The following is an 18,078-nucleotide window of genomic DNA, read 5'->3' on the forward strand; positions in this document are numbered from 1 at the left end:
GCTCATCGGTGTTTAGCTCAATCTTTGCTACATTGCGTCCACGTGTTTCCATGCAAAAGAGCATGAATGGGCTCTCCCAAAAAGTACAGCTTATTTTGAGATAAAATTCGCTGACACCACACTAGTTATGCCCTTCCTCACATTTCACGCAGGCACAGATTTTATACCGAAATATGTCGAGCTGCTGTCGGTGAAGGCTAGCTGGGCTTTTCGAAAAAGACGCATAAGGGTTTTGACAACAACCGGGTACGCTTTGGGCATAATGAGGGCGGGCAGGCTTTAATTGGGTTGGGAATGCGGTGGCATGTAGGGCTCGTGCTGGCGCGATGTCGCCGATTGCCTCTCCGCCGACCACTGGTTGCGGCGTCGCGCCAGCGCGAGCCCTACATCAGGGTGTGGTCGTTTTGAGGCGAATTCTGAACCCTGCTGTATGCCTGGCAGATTGAATGTTTGGCAATATTTTGGCCCGCTGAAGTGGTCTGATTCCACCTCAGGTAATCTCCTGCGCTGAACCGGATACGCTGCTAGTAGCTGAAGTCGGTGAGGGGGTGGATGCCGATGGGGAGGTCCTCGACTTTTTCTACGCCGGAAATCACATAGACCGGGTCGGACTCGATGTAGATGACAATGTTGCCCTGGAATGGTTGCAGGGTGACGTCTTCCGACTGCACGATGACGCCGCGCTCGACGCAATAGAAACCGTCTTTGTTTTTGATCAAGACGTTGGGCGCCCACAGGGTCGAGCCGACCGAGTAGTTGAGGTAACTGCTGCCGACTTTGATTTCGATGGGCTTCTTGAGCTTGGTCAGGTAGAGGAAGCGGCTGCCATCGTCGCAGGGAATGAGGACGTATTCGCCTTCCGGGACTGCGTTGCCTTCCCACCACACGCGGAGTTTGTCGCCGTTTTGCTCCAGCAGCAGCGGGTCCATAATCAACTGTGTATCGCGCAGCTCTTGGCCGGCGGTGAGGCCCTTGGCCTGCTCGAAGAGGCGGTAGCTGTTGCCGAAATGAGCAAAGGCGTTGCCGGAGTCTCCCACGTGGAATGCCCGAGGCAGAAAGAGCTGTTGTCCATTTTGATAAAAGCGATACTGGCCAGCCTCGCGCTTGAGGATGACCGGCGCGCTGAAGCTGTAGGTTGCGTGGGAGATGTTGCCATACTTGGGTGGGGGCGTCTTTTCGCCCGGGCGGCCGCGATTGTCGTAGGGAAGCATCTGGTAGGTCGCGCCCGGCCGCTTGAGATCGGCGTCTTCCAGGATGCCCCAAGGCTGATCGTCTTTGAGGACGAGCAGGTCGCCGTTAGGGTAATAACCGCCATTGGCGAGCTTGCCATCGGGCGCGCCTCCATTGTCGAAGAAGCTCAGATTACCTTCGGCGGAAGCGCGATACCAAAGGACAACGTCGGTGCCGAGGTCTGTGGCCGGGAAGAGCTTTTCTTCGCCGGTTGCGAGGTCGCGAATCAGGTAGGTGTGGCCGTTCTTGGTGTTGTATAACGCGAGGGAGTTGCCGCTGCGGAACTGCTTGTTTCCAGACAGTGCGCGACCGCGGTCGTAGAGGTTGATTTGTCCATTCTTAGCCAGATAGAGCATCGCCGTGGACGACACCTTGAGCTCCAATTTGCCGCGTGCATTCGGGTTTTTCTTGGTGGCGGGCAGCATGGCGTTTTCGCCGATGTAGTAGTTCTGGGCGATGGGCTCATAGAAAATGCCGTGCGAAAAGGGCCTCTTTTCCGAGTAGCTGCCATCGAGTTGACCGACCTGTAAGTCGTGCGCGTAAACGTAGGGGTAGCTGTTCTCGGCCAAGCCTGCTTCGTTGATCCAATGCCAGCGGTCGGGCTGCCAGGTGTCGGAGTGGTAGTAGTAGTTGATTTCGGTTTGCTTGCCGTCCTGATCCATGCGGACGTAGGCATTGCCGAAGTGGTCGTTCATGTATTGGAAGGTCTCTTCGGTGACTTTGTCGCCGTCCTTCTCGACTTTGCGGACAAGGCGGCCGTTGCCGTAGACTTCCTGAAGTGTTTTATCAATGCTTGGCCCGGTGATGGACATCGTGACCTGGAGTTGGCCATCCAAGTCCTCATAACCATAGGTAAAGTTGATCGTCTTTTTACCGCTCTGGCGGACTTGTTTAATGACGCGGCGATCATCATCGTATTCATACGTGTTGACCTCGACCAGTTGACCATCGGTGGTGATGTAATACGAGCTTTGGATCGTGCCGTTCTGGTTGTATTTGTAGATGGCGTCGATGTCCCAAAGTGAGTTCGTGTAATGCTTCTCCATGAGGAGTTTGTTACCGTTGTCGAAGAGCCGGTAAGTGGCTTTCTCGCGGCGGGCGGTTTCCTCGTCGGTGAAGTACTGGCCGGTGGGATCGAAGCGCGTGCCATCTTCGTCAAAGTAAAGGCGTTGGTTCGCCCCAAGGTAGTAAGCGATGTCGCCTTCGAGGTTCAGGTCAGGCAAGCCACTGACATAGGCGAACGGATTCAGCGGCGCATCCGTCTTGTTGACGTAGGCGCGCGCGTAGGATTGCTTTTCCTCGGGCGTAAAGGTGTAGAGCGCGGCGACGTCTTCCGTGGTGTAGCCGGGGACGGTTTCGCGGCTCCCTATAGTGGCTAAATCGGCCACATCGGCGGTGAACTTATAGTCGTCAGGCAGCGGGGTGACGGTTTCGTTATCCCCGTCGAAAAAGCGGAACGGGTAGACGCCGGGCTTCGGGTTGTTGAGCGCGCCAGGCAAGACATATTTGGGGCGATCGCCATCATAAAAAACCAGATCGTCTTCGCCCACTTTACCTTTGATCCTATCAAGGGGGTTCTCGATGGAACTGCCGAGGTAGAACAGCTCCAGCTCGCCGCTGTCGCCAACCACGTAATACATGTGCCCGCTCGCAAATCGAGTGGTGTGGTCCAGCAGGCGTCCGGTCAGTAACTCCTCCCCGGACTCCATGTCGAAAAACAACGAATAGTTAGAGGACAACCGCTCGTGATCGGAGTAGGTGATGATGCCGGTATTGGCCGTAACGCTTGCTTTGTTCTTTGAGTCTTTAAACACCGTAAGGCCGCGGTAAAAAGGCTCGATGGAGTCGTCATATAAGAAGGCGATGGTGTCGGCATTGGCAATGAGCAGTTCCGCCGGGCGACGTTCGCCGGGCTTGAGCGGCTCGCTCAGATCGACGCGGTAATAGCTTTCGTTGAAATCGTCGTAGATGATGACGTCTCGCTTGCCCTCGCGATGGGTGAATGCGACTTCCTTGGCCAAATCGCCGTTGCGGAATACGCTGACCGGTGTTGTTCTATCCTTGGGCACGGCGCCGTAGAGGAGCTCGTTGCGTTGCTTGATCTCGGGGTAGTATTGGTAGCGGGTCTTGAACTCGTCGCGGACGCCGTTGTTCTGCGCATGCACCATCTTGGTCGGGTTGCCATAGTCATCGAACTCATACTCCACCGTTAGCTCAATGGTGTCGCCCTCGGCGCGCGACGCCGTCAGGAGGCCATTGGTGTAGGTCAGGAAACGGCGCTTGGCGGGGCTGTCGCCCTTCTGAGTCGTCTCGGTAATGTGGACGTTGTCGCCATCCACTTGGTAGTCGTAGGTGGTGGTTTCCGTTCTATCCCCATCGGTTTTTTGAATACGGTTGAGGCGCCCGGCATCGTCATAGGAGTAGACGATGACCTCTTCGCTGTTGTTATACTTGTGTGTCGTTTTGCTAAGCAAACCATCGTCCCGAAATTCAAAATGCGAATCGCGTCCGCTGAAGTAGTATTCGCGGGTCACTCGGCCTTCGGCGTCGGTTTCCCACGGAACGCTGCCTTTGCTGATTGGCTGGCCATCTTCGTAGCGCACGTAGCTGATGTCTTTGATCATCCGGCCGTCCTCGCCGAAGACTTGCTTATCCGCCGAGAATACTGGCCCCTTGAGGTTGAAGTGCTCGGTCTTGTATTTAACCGGAATCGGATTGAGCGGAGCATTGCTCCAGTCCACTTTTTGAGCGAAAGCAGCAATGCCTGGCACAACGCAAGCCAGGATCGCAAGCAGCGAAAGTCGGTAGTTTTTTAGCATGGTGAGTCGTGAGCGTAGTAAGGCGTCGAACCTTATTCTTTAATCAATCCCCCCATCGGTCGGCAAGCCGACTTTGTTAAGCTTTTCTTCAACTATATTCATTGCACATGCTTGGCTTGCCGTGGCGTCAGGCAGTGGGCTAGTGTTGAAACGATTGCCACGTCCGCTATGTTGAACGACAACCAACCCGATCTTCCTGCAATGCCTAACTCACCGCCGAATAAAACGCGGCCACGTGTGGCGGTGATTGGCGCAGGGGCTGCAGGGCTGGTTGCGGTCCGCGAAGCCTTGCGCGAAGGCTTGGACGTCGTGGCTTTTGAAGCCAGTGACCAACTTGGCGGCGTGTGGGATTTTCATGAAGCTGCGGAAGATGACCCTCTGGGCTTGAACCCGAGTCAGCGCATCCACAGCTCGCTCTATGCGTCGCTGCGCACGAACCTGCCACGCGAGCTAATGGCGTTTCGCGATTACCCGATGGATGTGGTGAGCTACGTTGATGAGCGGCAGTTCCCGGGGCATGTGTGCGTGCTGGCTTACCTGCAACGCTTCGCGCGGGACTTCGAGCTCATGCCGCACATCCGCTTCAACGTGCGCGTGCATCACGTGACGCCGGTGGACGATGGTTGGCGCGTTAAGTTGGCCAACGGCGGTGAGGAACGCTTCGATGCGGTGATGGTTTGCAACGGGCATTACCGCGAACCGCGCGTGCCGAAATTGCCGGGCATGGAACGCTTTGGCGGGCTGCTGATGCACAGTCATAACTACCGCCGACCGGAAAACTTTGCAGGGCAAAGTGTCGCCGTGTTTGGTGCGAAGGCTTCCGGCGAAGACCTCGCGCGCGAGATCAGTCAATGCGCCAAATGCGTTTACTGGTGCGCGAATGGGTTCGGTCATGAGCCCGCAGGGCAGGGCAACATCGATCGGCGTCCAGCGATTGCGGGCTTCGCGATGAACGACATTAAGCTGACTGATGGCGAGGTGATTGCAGACGTCGACGCGGTTATCTTTTGCACGGGCTATCATTACCGGTTCCCGTTCCTCGCGGATGGATTGGTCGCCGTGGACGACAACTGGGTGCACCCGCTTTACCTGGATCTCATTCCGCCGCAGCATCCAACGCTGGCCTTCATTGGCCTGCCAAATTCAGTGATTCCGTTTCCGCTGTTTGAGGTGCAGGCGAAGTGGTTTCTGAGGCGCATTGCGGGGCGTTTTGCGTTTGCATCGGAAGGCGAGATGCAGGCGGCTGTCGCTGAGCGCGAGCGCGAGTTAACGGCGGAAGGGCGTCCGCTGCGTCACTTCCACAAGCTGGAAGACGAGCAGTTTGCCTACATGAATTTACTCGCGGCGGAGTGCGGCGCGGAGCCGTTGCCGAGTTGGTTTGAGCCGATGGCGCAAACCGCGCGGGAGAACCGAAAACGGTATCCGCAGCGCTACCGCGACACGCCGATTCCCAAGCCGTGAGCCGCGCTATTGCGTGAGCGTGTTGCTGGCCTCCGGGAGCGGGCCATTGATGTAGGTCACTTCGAACGTTTCGGGGTCGAGCATCGTGACGCGTTGCGTGGTCTCCACGCCATTGTGCGTGCCGCCAAAGTCTTCGCCTGCGTGCAGTTGCTTGGCGGAAAACGAGCCCTCGCCCCAAAAGGAACTGCCCGCGTGAAGCTCGCCGTTCATCACTTGAATGTATTCACCCGTCGCGTCTTCGGTATCGGGTTGAATGCGAACGAAGGCCACGTGCGTTTCGCCCTCGCGGTCGATCGCAGTGAAGGCGTAGCCGTTGAGCGGAATCGTCTGCGTGGCGCTGCCATCGTTGGCGATCGTCGGCACGCCGTTGGCCTCGAGTTTGGTGAGCGTGGGGAATTCGGGCGCCCAGTTTTGATCGCCGGTAGCGGCCTGCCCGAGCTTCTCCATGCGCGAATCGAGGTTGGCATTTTCAATCTCATTGAGCAGGTAAATGCGCGGCATGAGCGACATCGCTTCATCGGCCCGGCCTTGCTTCTCAAGGGTCTCCGCCACGGTGATCAGAGCGATCGGGCTCAGCGCGTTTGCATTGGTCAGTGCGCGCTCGGCGAAGGTGCGTTGATCGTCCTTGGCCCACCACGGGTTGAGCATCATGAGCACGGCGACGGGTTGCTCATCGGCAAACGCCTGGCTCGCAATGGCGCGGTATTGGTCTTGCGTTAGGCGTCGAATGTAGCGGGCAATGTATTCGCGATCCGTGGTGCTTGGCTCAGTGCTTTCCAGGCTGCGATCCATGGGCCAGACTTCGAGCTTTTCGGCGTATTCCTGAGTGAGCCGGAGAATGGGGATTTCGTTTGGATCGCCTTCGCGGTAGCTGGATTCTTTCCAAGCTTTGTCCTGCAAAGCTTCACTGATTTGTTTCAGCGGAAACGTCGCGCCAGCGGGAACCGTTAACCGCCAATAAGTTTCGTTGGGCAGCAAAAGTCCGTGCCCGGAAAGCATGAGCTCGGGCTGGTAGGGCGCGAAGGCTTCGGGCATCGGCTCGTTGTGAAACGCGGGGTAGAAGTAATCCGGCAGCTCGATGGTTGCGGATTGATCGGAAGCTTTGTCCTGCAAAGTCTGCATTTGTTTGGTGATGTGATCGACGAAACTTTCGGTGATATTGTCCGCCATGGAGTCGCTGAAGTTGCGGTCAACGGAGACGCCTTCGAATCGCTGTTTCACGTCCACGGAGCCATCGACAGTCCAACGCAAAACGGGCGGGGTGAGTCGGTCGCGGAGGGTGTTGTTGGAGTTGTAGGGCTGCGCGCCGCCTTGCAGGGTTGCTGTCACGGCCTGCTCTTGCTCCAACGCCCCTGCAGTGGTGGAGGTATCTTCGATGCCGATGGTGAAGATGGCGTTTGGCAGACGCGAGCCGGGCTCCGGCCATTCGTTGTAGGTGAGGATGGTGACGACCGTGTGAGGCGACGCGGTTTGCAAAGCTTCCTGCATGCGCGTGGCGACATTCTCCGCGAGCATGCTGCCATCGGTGCGCAGGTCGATGCGGTCGAAGCGAACGATGTCGAGATTGCCAGAATTAGTCGTCGAACTGAAGCGGGAGTTGGACCGGGTGGCGGTGGTCCCGGCATGCGATTCAACAAATGTCTCGGATGGTTCTTGGTTAGGCGCTGTATCTTCTTTGGCGAGCGGCGTGTTGCTGTAGTAGAGAAATCGGATGCTCGCCCCGAGGATGACAAAGAGGACGATGGCTATACGGATTTTATCAGACTTAGGTGTAGGCACAACATACTATGCCTTATGGATTTTTCTTGTGTTGGCAAATCATTCTGATCACGCCGTCAACTCGTCGGGTATATCAGCGCGAATCACCGAGCACAGTGTTCCAACAAAATGTAGAGGCCGTAATTAGCGGTTTTGAGGCGCTTGATCTCGTGGGCGATCGGTTTCTTAGCGCAGCCAAGTGATACAAAGCCAACGGTCGGTGTGTCTACGGTCGTGCCATTAGAAGCAAGGAAAGCGGCCTATCAGGACGGATTTTTGACCGAAAATCGATGCTTATCGGCGGGAGGAGAATCTGGAGGGCGATACGTTGAACCTACAAGCATCGCCCTCCAGTTAGTAATCTACTCGTATGCTAGTTGGATCTTTGAACCCCGTGCATATCCACTGGAATCCACCCCATCATCCTGGCGCAACCCTACCCATGGTTTAGACCAAAACCTTAGCTTGGTTGTGACTAAACCCTTACCACGTACGCGAGGAAGCGTCGGCGATACTTCTGGGAAGAGTCGGCGACGCTTCGATTGACAGTCGGCGATACTTCGCCCGCTCGGGGGCTCGCCTCAGGGCCGACTTTTCATGGTGAAAGTATGGCGGAATAGCCCGACTTTTGCGACGCAAAAGTGCGGCTGAAGGTGGAAAAAGATGGAGCCCGGTACCCCTAATCCAACTGAAATTTAAAGCGGCAGGATGCCGCTTCAACGGTGAGCGCCCACCAAAAGGGCGATCCCGCTGCTGCGGAATCGCCCTTGAAGTTAGATTGGTTGTTGCGGCTTCGCCGGGCTAGGCGCGCATGCGGTTGTAGGCGCTGACGAGCGCCTTCAGGCCGGCTTGCTCGATGGACGGGTCCAGCCCGCAGCCCCAGAAGTGCTTGCCGTCTTGCTCGTTCACGATCTGGACGTAGGCGGCGGCGTCCGACGCCGAGCCGCCGGTGATGGCGTGGCTGCGGTAGTCGGTGACGCGGAAGTCCTTCAAGCCCTCCTTTTCCAAGGCGTGGGCAAGGGCGTTGATCGGGCCATTGCCGTAGCCTTCGGTGACGATCTTTTTGCCCTCGAAGGTCAGCGAGAAAGTCCAGCCATACTCGGTTCCGCTTTCGCCCTGACGCTTGGCGCGCTGGTGGACGAGGGCGCCGTCGTCGTTGGCTGCTTCCACGTGAGTTTCGTCGTGGTCGCGCAGCTTCAGCGGGCCTTCGCGGTTGACGAATTCGGTGAAGAATGCGTCGCGAATTTCATCGACGGACAGCTCGCGGCTCTGCGCATCAGCCTGGGCGCTGACGAAGTTGCCGACCTCGGGGTGCATCGACTTGGGCAGCTCCAAGCCATGCTCGCGGTCGAGCACGTAAGCCACGCCGCCCTTGCCGGACTGGCTGTTGATGCGGATGATCGCCTCGTAGTTACGGCCGATGTCCTGCGGGTCGATGGTCAAATACGGCACCGCCCACTCGATGGCATCCGCGCTTTCCCCTTCTCCCTGCTGACTTCTCGCTTCTGCCTCACGCTTGATGATGTCCATGCCCTTCTTGATGGCGTCCTGGTGGCTGCCGGAGAATGCCGTGAAGACCAGCTCGCCCGCGTAGGGATGGCGCTCGTGCACGCCCATGCGCGTCAGGCGCTGATACACCATGCGGATTTGGTCCAGATCGGAAAAGTCCAAGCCGGTCTCGATGCCGTGGCTGTTCAAGTTCAAGGCGACAGTGACGATGTCCAGGTTGCCGGTGCGCTCGCCGTTGCCGAACAAGGTGCCCTCGACGCGGTCCGCACCGGCCAACATCGCCAACTCGGTGGCGGCGGTGCCGGTGCCGCGGTCGTTGTGGGTGTGCAAGGAGACTTGCACCTTGTCGCGAATGCCGTCGGCCTTCAATTGATTGCAGAACCACTCGATCATGTCGGCGTGGACGTTGGGCGTTGCCCATTCGACGGTGGCTGGCAAGTTGAGGATGATTGGCTCTTCGGCGGTCGGTCCCCAGATGTCGGTGACGGATTTGCAGATGTCGTAAGCGTAATCCAGTTCCGTGTCCGAGAAGCTCTCGGGCGAGTATTGGAAGAACACTTTGCCATCGGTGACTTTGTCCGCCAATTCGCGGACCAATTGCGCGCCTTCAGTGGCGATGGCCTTAATCTTCGCCTGGCTGGAGTCGCTGAAGGTCACGCGGCGTTGCAAGGGCGAAGTGCTGTTGTAGAGGTGCACGATCGAACGTGGCACGCCCTCCAGTGCCTCAAAGGTGCGGCGGATTAAGTGCTCGCGCGCCTGGACCAGGCATTGCACGGTGACGTCCTCGGGGATTAAGTTTTCGTCGACGAGGCGGCGGAAAAAGCGGAATTCGGTGTCGGACGCCGAGGGGAATCCGATCTCGATTTGCTTGAAGCCGATGCGGCAAAGCATTTGGAAATACTCCAGCTTTTCCTCGACGCTCATCGGGATGGCGAGGGCCTGGTTGCCGTCGCGCAAGTCGACGCTGCACCAGATGGGCGCGCGCTCGATGTGGTTATCCGGCCAGGTGCGGTCGGCGAAGCGGGTCTCGAACTTCTTGTGGAAGGGTCGGTATTTACGCAATGATGCGGGTTTCATGACAAAGGTAATATCAGTGAAGGTTGATCGCGGGCCTGCCAAGCGCTAATCCGCGCACAATGCAGGCAGGCCAAGAATAGAAAAAACGGCTATTTGCCGGAAAACTTTTTGTTTTAACGGGGAATGGTCCCCGCGGCCACATCGGGCCATGACGAAATTGCTAGTCCCCCTCAGGGGAGAAGCTTGGCGGCCGCGAGTTGTAAGAAGGCGCGCTTCATGATGGTGCAGGGTATACGACTGCGCGGGGTTGCTTGTCAAGCCGCATGTCGTGACGGTTTTGAGGCGCAGACGAACTGCTAGAGCCTGTGAGCGAAAAGCCAACAACGCTGGCGCGGAAAAGCACTCGGTTTAGGGCTTGGGGCCAGATTGGAAGTTCGCGGCGTTGGCATTTCAATCACGGGCTTCCAGCCCGCTCAATCAAAGCCGCCTTGCTGGACACGAAAAATCACTGCGGCCTGATCGGCCAATCTAGATGAAAAGTGCTCTAGTTACGCTGTAAGTAAAAAGAGCCGGGCATGGTGTCTTCCCGCAGGAAGGGGCAGACTCCCTTCAGCGTCTCGTGATGCCGGTGATGCAGGAAATTAAGCGCGGCAATAATCGACCACTCGCTGTTGTGCGTGAGGAATGATTCCAGAATGTATTGTTCATTCCAAAAGCGCACGAGCCCGAGGAGCCATTGGTCGGGGTAATTTCGGGGAGAGAAAATATCGTGGACGTGCACGATGACGCCTGGCTTCAGAGTCGGGAGTATTTGCAGGTATTCGTGGAGGACATCGCCTTCCGGCCGAATAATGTGAGAGGAATCAATAAACAGCAGGTCATTGCGCTCGAGATCCTGAAAGATCGCCAAATCGAGCGTTTCAACTTTTTCCCGCACGACGGTAACGGGGAGCGATTCCAGCCAATGGCGCTCGTAGGGTTCCACGCACTGGTGACGGCAGGTGTAGTTCGCGTCGTCCTGTTGATTGGCTTGGACTGCAGTGGCGGCGATAATCGTGGAGCTGCCGCTGCCAATTTCGAAGATGCGCCGCGGCTTTTTGGCGCGAATGATCTGATACAAAAAGTCGACGTCGCCTGCGATGAAGTTGCCGTTATCCCAGCTGTATTGCACCTCTCCGTGTCGCTGCTTGATCGCATCGGGGATTTCGTTGGCGTAAGTGAGCTCTTCTAGCAGCTCCAATTGCCCGGCTTCGTTCCAATCGATCCCGGGCAACGGTCGATCAACCTGATAAGTGCCATGGCGAGGCTTTAGCTTGAATTCGGGCTCGTAATAATGGTCGCGAATCGGCAGCACGCCGACCTTAAACAACGCCTTCTTGCAGAGCGGCATTTTATCCAAGCCAGCCTGACGAATGGACCGCAACAGCCAACCTGCCGGAAAGACGAAGGCAACCGACAGCAGGTCGATTATGGGCAGTAGTTTGGTGAGTTGGCGCTTCATCGATGTCTGCTGCCACAAGACTAGGAGCTGGATTATTCAGCAAGGATAAAATGTTGAACTAGGCATGGGCCTGCCGTGAGGAATGGTCCGTGTTCGGCTAGTGGTAGGTTATTGGCGGCGCAGGTCGATGGTCCAAGTGGATTCCGGTGCGGTAGTGGCGCTTTTTATTTCTTCGTAGGGCATCGGTTTGCGCAGCTTGATCCAGCGGGCGTCGCTGCGCTTGCGCGCTTCTTGGTCATCAGCGGGTAGGCCGTCATACATGGGGCCTTCGGGATTCCAGTAGTGGTATTGCGCGCCGGTCAGGCTGTCTTCCGTTTGCCAGTGAATGTTGAGCGGCGACTGGATCATCACATGCGGATGTAAGGCCGGGTAGGCGCTGGCGCATTTGTAGCGCAGGCCAACTACTTTCTGTCCGTCGACATCCTGCCAAGGGAGGGCGATGCCGTTGACGATCAGTTGACCTTGATCCGCAAGCTTTGCATCGCAAAGTGAAAGTTCCAGGCGGTCGGTGGAGTTGTCTACTACGCGCACCGTGGCGGCGCCTTGGCTTTCCTCGGCCATGAGCGGCCAGGGTTCAAAGGCTTGGCGTATGGTCAGCTCGCCGCCGGGGATTGCGAGCTTGCCGACCACGGGGCAACGGAAATCCAAAATAGGCTGCAGCCAGCTTGGGTCGAAGTCGATGCCCGTGCGCTTGATGTCGGCGCAGATGATTTTTAGGTCCTCCATGAGCACGGACGGCAGCAGATAGCGGTCGTGCAGTTTGGGCCCAAAACGGCGTAGCTTTTTACGGAAAGGGCGTTGGATGAGCATCGCGATGATGGCGCGAATGAAGAGCGATACGTTGGCCATCATTTCTGCAGTGGGCAGCGTTTCAAATGCGCGGAGTTCCACAATGCCGATCTTGCCCGTGGGCGAGGAGAAGTTCCAAAATTTATCCAGGCAGATCTCGGCGCGGTGCGTGTTGCCCGATGCGTCGGTGAGCAGGTTGCGGAAGAACTGGTCGAGCATTTCACGGCTCGGCGCATAGGGCAGTCGTTCCAAACCTTCGCAGGCGGACTCAAGTTCGTAGAGCAGGTGCTCGGCGCCTTCGTCGATGCGCGGCGCCTGGCAACCAGCCCCAACATACTGGCCGGTAAACAGGTAGGACAACGCCGGGTGATGCTGCCAGTAGCGCAGGACCGAGGTCAGCAGCGTTGGCTGGTTAAAGAAAATGTTTTCCTCGTGAGTGGGGCCGCCAAAAGCCAGGTGTGAACCGCCACCAGTGCCGCGGATAATGCCGTTGAGGCTGCGCTTGGTCAGGTAAAGTCCGGCCGCGTGCGCCGCATCGCAAATGGCGGTGAAAGCGGTGTTGTATTCGCGCCAGGTCGAGGCGGGAGGCAGGTTGACCTCCAGCACGCCGGGGTCGGCGGCGAGACCCAGGCCGGTTGTTTCGCCGTTGGTTTCGTAAGGCGCGTAGCCGCAGAAAACCAGATCGCGCAGGTCGAGCTTGACGCTGAGCGCCTCGAAGATGGAGATGAGCTGTTGAAAGCCGGTCCATTCAAGCGGTGGGATGAATATCTCCAGCGCGCCGTTGCGGACTTCAATGGTCAGTGCTCGTTTGATTGCGTCGTGCGGCAGCTCATTGAGCGGCAGGCGCAAGCCGATGGGGCTGTCGCCTGGAATCAGGGAAATGGGATGGCTGCGGTCGTAGGGCCAGGGTTTACTTTGCCATGCAGAGTTCTCGTAGTCCAGTGGCAGGACCCAGCCAACGGTTTGCTTCTTGGCGCCTTGCTCGGCGGCGGGGATCGCCTTGGTGTCGATGGGCAATTGATCGATTATCGCCCGCATGACGCGGGAGGCTTGCGCAGGTTGATTGCGCCCTTTTTTATCGGCGAGTAGAAAGCGCTTGGGCTCGGTCCAGATGGGCGTTCCAGCTTTGCGTTGCAAAGTAAGCAGCACCCAACGGGGGAGCGGTTCGCCCGGATAAAGCTTGCCAAAGACCTGCATGACGAGCCCACCGGTGAAATGAGACTGCAAGAGCTTGGCGGTCAACTTGCGAGCGAAGGTGAACTTTTCGGGGCCCATCGCGTCGTTGTTCCACTCGGCTCCGGTAGGCATATTGGGCACAAACGTCGGCTCGCCTCCCATCGTTAAAGTCACGCCCCGCTTGGAGAGTAATGCTTCGATTTGGTCAGCGCAGTCGTGTGGTGTGTGGCTCAATGGTCGCTTGGTTCGTTGGTTAATTAATCGGTGAACGCAGGTGTGGCAATTGGTTTCTCACGCTTTCAGTTCCTCCATGGTCAGCGAGATCTCCATGGCGGATTTCACGGGTTCGCCGCCTTTGGCGAAGTATTTTCCCTGGATGGGGTTTACGCATTTGGGCTCGTGGGCGACGGCGGAGGGGAGGAAATATTCGTTGGCGAGAATGCCGTTGGTCGGGTCGAAGCCTTTCCAGCCAGCGCCGGGCAGGAAGACTTCCGCCCAGGCGTGCATGGAGCCGACGGCGCGGTTGAAAAGGTGCGCCTCACCGTAGGCGCTGCCCATCGGCGGATCGAACAAGTAGCCGCTGACAAAGCGCGCAGCAAGACCGAGGTGACGGCAGGCAGCGATGAACAGCACCGCCATGTCGCGGCAGGAGCCGAGGCGCAGCTCCAGTGTTTCGTTCGGTGATTGCACGCCCTCTTCGTCGCGACGTGAGTAGGCAATGTCGCGGTGGATGGCCTGGTTGATATCGCCCAGATATTGCACGACATCCGGGTGGCGGTTGACGTCGGCTATCGCTAGGTAAAGCCAGTCCAGCACCTTGTGGCTGTGCGGGATGATGTTGGTGTCCAGGTAGGGCGACAGCGCGTGCGCCTCGTGCGCTAGGTAGCGAAACGGATAGGCCGTCGCGTAAGGTTCGAGGATGAAGTCGAATGGATTGTCCTGCTCGACATCGATCACCATCTTGCAGTGGAAATTCATTTCCTGGGATTCGAGGAGGCCGAGGTTTGCGACTAGGACGATGTTGTTATTACAATCGCGAATCCAGCGTTGGGCCGATTCAAGCGAGGTCGTTAATTCGAATGATTCGACTCGGAGCTTATGGCTATCGCGCGGACGTAAAAACAGATGATGCTCACTGAAGCTGACGGGCCGCGAGTATTGGTAGCGGGTCAAATGGTCGATGGAAATTTTCACGTCTCGGCGTTGGCGGTTCGGGTTAACGAAACCATGACTTGGAGCTGTTGGTCAAGCACGCCCTTGAAGGTGCCACGCATCGGGGCGACGTCATTGTAATCGCGGCCCACGGCCACCTTCACGTGACGCTCGCCGGCGGGCTGGTTGTTCGTTGGGTCGAGCCCCCACCAGAATCCGCCGGGCAGGAACACCTCTACCCAGGCGTGGCTGGCGGCGGCGCCGATCAGCGCGGGGTCGGTTTTTTCCGGATCGAACGCCTCGATGTAGCCACTCACGTAACGTGCAGGTAGTCCATGGCTACGGAGAATGGCCAGCATCAGGTGAGCGAAGTCCTGGCAGACGCCGCGCTTGTTTTTGATGACGTCTTCCAGTGGTGTGGAAACATCGGTAACGCCGGGCTTGTATTCGAACGTTTTAAAGATCCAGGTGTTTAGCTTGAGGAGCGCCGGGCCGATCTCGTCACTCTCGCGGAAGAAGACTTTGCGGATACGCTTACGGGCGGGTGTGAGCGGAGCCAGCTCGGTTGGTTGCAAGTATTCGAAGAGGCGGAATAGCGTGCTGTTGTAGATTTGCCGCGCTTCGCCAATCGGTGTTTCGAGGACGGCAGGGCGGGGCTCACAGGGAAACGTTTCAACTTCGGCAACCGACTCCACGCGCACCTCGCTGTGGCGAAATGGAATCGAAAAGAACTCCACATGGTTGCCGAAGTAATCGAGGTAATGATCAGCGCGCACGTCTGGGTCGATCACGAGTTCGCGGCTGATGATTTTTTGGGAATCACTGTCCCGCGGCCACACGCGCAGCTCCGCAAACGACTCCGAGGCGGGAGCCGCATATTTATAGCGGGTGGTGTGGCTGACTTTGAAGCGCATTTTAAGTGGGTGATTTGGTGCGTGGCTCTTCGTGCTTAGTTTTTTAATAGTGGATGGTAGGCGCGCATTATCTGAACCAAGAACTAAGAACCAAGCACGAATGCACGTTCGATTTAGGATTCGAACAACATCGGTGAGCGGGCGTAAACATACTGATGGCTGAAGAAAACGTCTTCGATGTTCTCGTGCAGTTTTTCAAATTCTTTGGTCAGCGCGTTGAGCTGTTTTTTGATTAGGTCCGGTCGCACGCGCGGGGCCTCTTCCGGTACGCCGCCAGCATCGAGACCGGGCACGGGGGAGGGGAACATGCTGTTGATCGGCAGCGCCTCCAGGTAGTCAATCAGCGCATCAATGCCGGCTACAACGCCTTCCCCCACATCGCGTTCGCCCGAGATGCTCAGCGTGCCAATCGCATAACGTATGTTGCGCAGGCAGAAGTTAACGGAACTGGGATTGTTTGGACTCAGCAATAGTAGGCGCGCCACGCGATCCAGATATGCACGGGATCGATACTCGCGGCGATAGGCGTCGAGCGAGGCGTTGAGGCGCAGGAGCGCGGTCAGGTCCGTGCTTTCCTCGTCGTCGGCGCGATAGGTTTCGGCTGCGCGGGGCAGGGCGACCTCTAACAGATAAAGCACGCCAAGCGCCCGTTCGAGGAATCCGCCAATGCGGTAAAACTGCCAGGCGTCATCGTGCAGCATGGTGCGCTCGGCTAGCCCGTGGAAACGCGCCACTTCGCTTACCACGCGATCGCTGGTTTCGCGTAAACGACTCCGACTGGTGCGGCCCCGGAATTGGTTGTTCAGGTAAATGACCAGCTCGCGCAGCGTCTGCCAGCATTCTGGGCTGATTGCGGCGCGCACAGAACCGATGTTAAACTGGGCCGATAACACGCATGAGCTGACCGATGCGGCCTCCGATGGATCGAGCACCAATTGCGTGGAAAACTTCAAGGTGTCGCGCGGCGGCTTCTTGCGCTTGGCGTATTTCGTGTGGCTGGTTGCGGCGGCGATGGCCTGAAGCAGTGGCCAGTAGGCTTGCTGGTCCATGAGGCCGAGCTGATCCCAGCGCAGGTTTTCCAGGGTGTTGAATTGGCGCGCGGTGTTTTCGGCGCGGTTCAGGTAACGGCCCGCCCAATACAGCGCCTCGGCCGTGCGGCTGCCAATGGAAATACGTTCGCCGGTGATGGTTGGCGTGATTGGCACATCCTGATCGATGATGGCCTCGGCGGGCGCCCAGGTGTCCTTCATGCCTTCAGCGTTGATCGACAAACGGCCGGAGCGGTGGTGGCGCGAGGTCTGGCGCGTTAAGCCGCCGGGCAGCACAATTGGGTCTTCGCCGAGAATGAAAAACGCGCGCATGAAAACAGTGTGCGGCGCAAACTCGCCTCCGCTGAAGCGGGGCAATTGCGAAGGTGAAATGATTGGCTGGGCAACACAGTATTCCGGATGATGCTTGGCCAGGCGGAGCACGTCGGCGGGGGTGTCGAGCAGGCCTTTCCAGCCTAGACGTTGACGCAGGGAAGCGTGGTCCTGGACGGGTTTGAGGATCATGGAGTCGGCATGCTCGTAGACAAATTCGCGTTGATCCGGGTCGCTCAAATGGTAGGTGGGCGCAGTCGGGAGAATTGGCCGACGACCGGTGTAGTAGCCGATAATACGGTCACTGTAGCGCAGGATGGCGCGGTTGTCGGCAACGCCGGCGCCGAGGGCGTTGACGATGGAAACATTGCCCTTGCGCAGCACATTGACGAGACCGGGAACGCCTTCGAAGTTTCCTCCCGGCGTGGCGACGGGGTCTACGGTGGAGCTTTCCACGCGGCGGTAAATAACGTCCACTCGCTCCAGCCCGCGAATGGTCCGCAGGTAAACATGGCTATCGCGCACCAGCAGGTCCGCCGGGCGTACGACGGAGATGCCCATGTGCCGCGCGAGGAAGCCTTCCTCGAAGTGAGTTTGGTTCGTTTCGCCTCGGGTCAGGAGCACGATGTTCGGGTTGGCGACATCGGTCTGTGCGCGGAGCGCTTCAGCGAGATAGGTCGAAAACGAGGCGACGGGCGCCACATTCATTGTCGCGAATAGCTCAGGAAAACACTGCGCCAAGAGGCGGCGGTTTTGCAGGATATAGGACACGCCGATTGGCGTCGCGAGCTGGTTCTCCAGCACCTGCCATTCACCGTCGGGCATGCGCACGAGGTCAAACGCGCCCGTCAGACAGTAGCGGCCCGCATGGGATTCAATCCCCGAAAATGAACGGTGAAATGCTGGGTCGCGCAACGGCAGCTCAAAAGGAAGGACGCGCTCGCTGAGGATTTTCTGCTCGTGGTAAATGTCGCTGATGTAGTCGTTGAAAGCCTGGGCTCGTTGGATGACGCCGCGCGAGATTACGTCCCAGTCTTCGGCGGACAGGACGCGGGGGAAGAGGTCGAGTTTCCAGTCGATGCCTTCGCGGCTGCGCTCGCCGGGCATCGCGAACTGAATGCCGAGCTCGGCGGCGGCGCGGTCGAGTCGCTGTTGACGCGTCTTGAGCTCGTGTTGGCTACACTCGTTGAGCGCCTGAACGATGGCTTTGTAGGGGCTGGCCACGGCTGCGCCGCCAAACGCCTCGTCCCTCGGGGTCGAAGCGTAATCGCGAAAATGGTCCTTGTGGTCAGCGCTTTGGAGCATGATCGCGCCGAATATCGACGTTATTGTGCGGGAGCACAAGGAGGATTGCGGAGAAATTATCGTTACCAGGTTGAACGTTAGATTCG

Annotated in this window: 9 protein-coding genes; 1 reads left to right on the top strand and 8 read right to left on the bottom strand. The window is 57.9% G+C overall.

Translation table 11 applies throughout. The features are described from left to right. Positions 1–524: 524 nt before the first annotated feature. On the bottom strand, positions 525–4,049 hold the full coding sequence (locus RBB63_RS21640) for a hypothetical protein (protein ID WP_309387357.1): 3,525 nt from the start codon (positions 4,047–4,049) through the stop codon (positions 525–527). A gap of 201 nt (positions 4,050–4,250) precedes the next feature. On the opposite strand from RBB63_RS21640, the gene RBB63_RS21645 reads away from it, so the two are divergent. Continuing rightward, positions 4,251–5,510 carry an NAD(P)-binding domain-containing protein gene (locus RBB63_RS21645; protein ID WP_309387358.1) on the top strand — a complete coding sequence of 420 codons (1,260 nt, stop codon included), beginning with the start codon at positions 4,251–4,253 and terminating at the stop codon, positions 5,508–5,510. Positions 5,511–5,516: 6 nt separating this feature from the next. On the opposite strand, the gene RBB63_RS21650 is transcribed toward RBB63_RS21645, so the two are convergent. The 7 genes from RBB63_RS21650 to RBB63_RS21680 form a co-directional block, all read right to left on the bottom strand. After that, the gene (locus tag RBB63_RS21650) at positions 5,517–7,289 is read right to left on the bottom strand and encodes a hypothetical protein (RefSeq protein ID WP_309387360.1); all 1,773 of its coding nucleotides are present in this window, start codon (positions 7,287–7,289) and stop codon (positions 5,517–5,519) included. A gap of 780 nt (positions 7,290–8,069) precedes the next feature. Further along, on the bottom strand, positions 8,070–9,854 hold the full coding sequence (leuA, locus tag RBB63_RS21655) for a 2-isopropylmalate synthase (protein WP_309387361.1): 1,785 nt from the start codon (positions 9,852–9,854) through the stop codon (positions 8,070–8,072). 484 nt (positions 9,855–10,338) lie between these two features. Then, complete coding sequence (locus RBB63_RS21660; protein ID WP_309387362.1) at positions 10,339–11,295, bottom strand: class I SAM-dependent methyltransferase; 957 nt, start codon at positions 11,293–11,295, stop codon at positions 10,339–10,341. A 108-nt stretch (positions 11,296–11,403) separates the two neighbouring features. Then, entirely contained in the window at positions 11,404–13,494 is a 2,091-nt protein-coding gene (locus RBB63_RS21665) for a transglutaminase family protein (RefSeq protein ID WP_309387363.1), read from the bottom strand. Positions 13,495–13,551: 57 nt separating this feature from the next. Further along, on the bottom strand, positions 13,552–14,454 hold the full coding sequence (locus tag RBB63_RS21670; protein WP_309387364.1) for a transglutaminase family protein: 903 nt from the start codon (positions 14,452–14,454) through the stop codon (positions 13,552–13,554). Next, positions 14,451–15,326, bottom strand: coding sequence for a transglutaminase family protein (locus RBB63_RS21675; RefSeq protein ID WP_309387365.1), 876 nt, complete (start codon positions 15,324–15,326; stop codon positions 14,451–14,453). Before RBB63_RS21675 ends, RBB63_RS21670 begins: the two co-directional genes overlap by 4 nt. Before the next feature lie 113 nt (positions 15,327–15,439). After that, positions 15,440–17,992, bottom strand: a complete 2,553-nt coding sequence (locus RBB63_RS21680) for a circularly permuted type 2 ATP-grasp protein (RefSeq protein WP_309387368.1) — start codon at positions 17,990–17,992, stop codon at positions 15,440–15,442. Positions 17,993–18,078: the final 86 nt, after the last annotated feature.

It is taken from the genome of Cerasicoccus frondis, from assembly GCA_031296915.1.
In the GTDB taxonomy this organism is placed as follows: Bacteria; Verrucomicrobiota; Verrucomicrobiia; order Opitutales; family Cerasicoccaceae; genus Cerasicoccus; species Cerasicoccus frondis.

Bases quoted from the DNA above. Each gene is read 5' to 3' on its own strand.
- RBB63_RS21640 (WP_309387357.1), bottom strand. From the start codon at position 4,049: ATGCTAAAAAACTACCGACTTTCGCTGCTTGCGATCCTGGCTTGCGTT.
- RBB63_RS21645 (WP_309387358.1), top strand. From the start codon at position 4,251: ATGCCTAACTCACCGCCGAATAAAACGCGGCCACGTGTGGCGGTGATT.
- leuA (WP_309387361.1), bottom strand. From the start codon at position 9,854: ATGAAACCCGCATCATTGCGTAAATACCGACCCTTCCACAAGAAGTTC.
- RBB63_RS21660 (WP_309387362.1), bottom strand. From the start codon at position 11,295: ATGAAGCGCCAACTCACCAAACTACTGCCCATAATCGACCTGCTGTCG.
- RBB63_RS21675 (WP_309387365.1), bottom strand. From the start codon at position 15,326: ATGCGCTTCAAAGTCAGCCACACCACCCGCTATAAATATGCGGCTCCC.
- RBB63_RS21680 (WP_309387368.1), bottom strand. From the start codon at position 17,992: ATGCTCCAAAGCGCTGACCACAAGGACCATTTTCGCGATTACGCTTCG.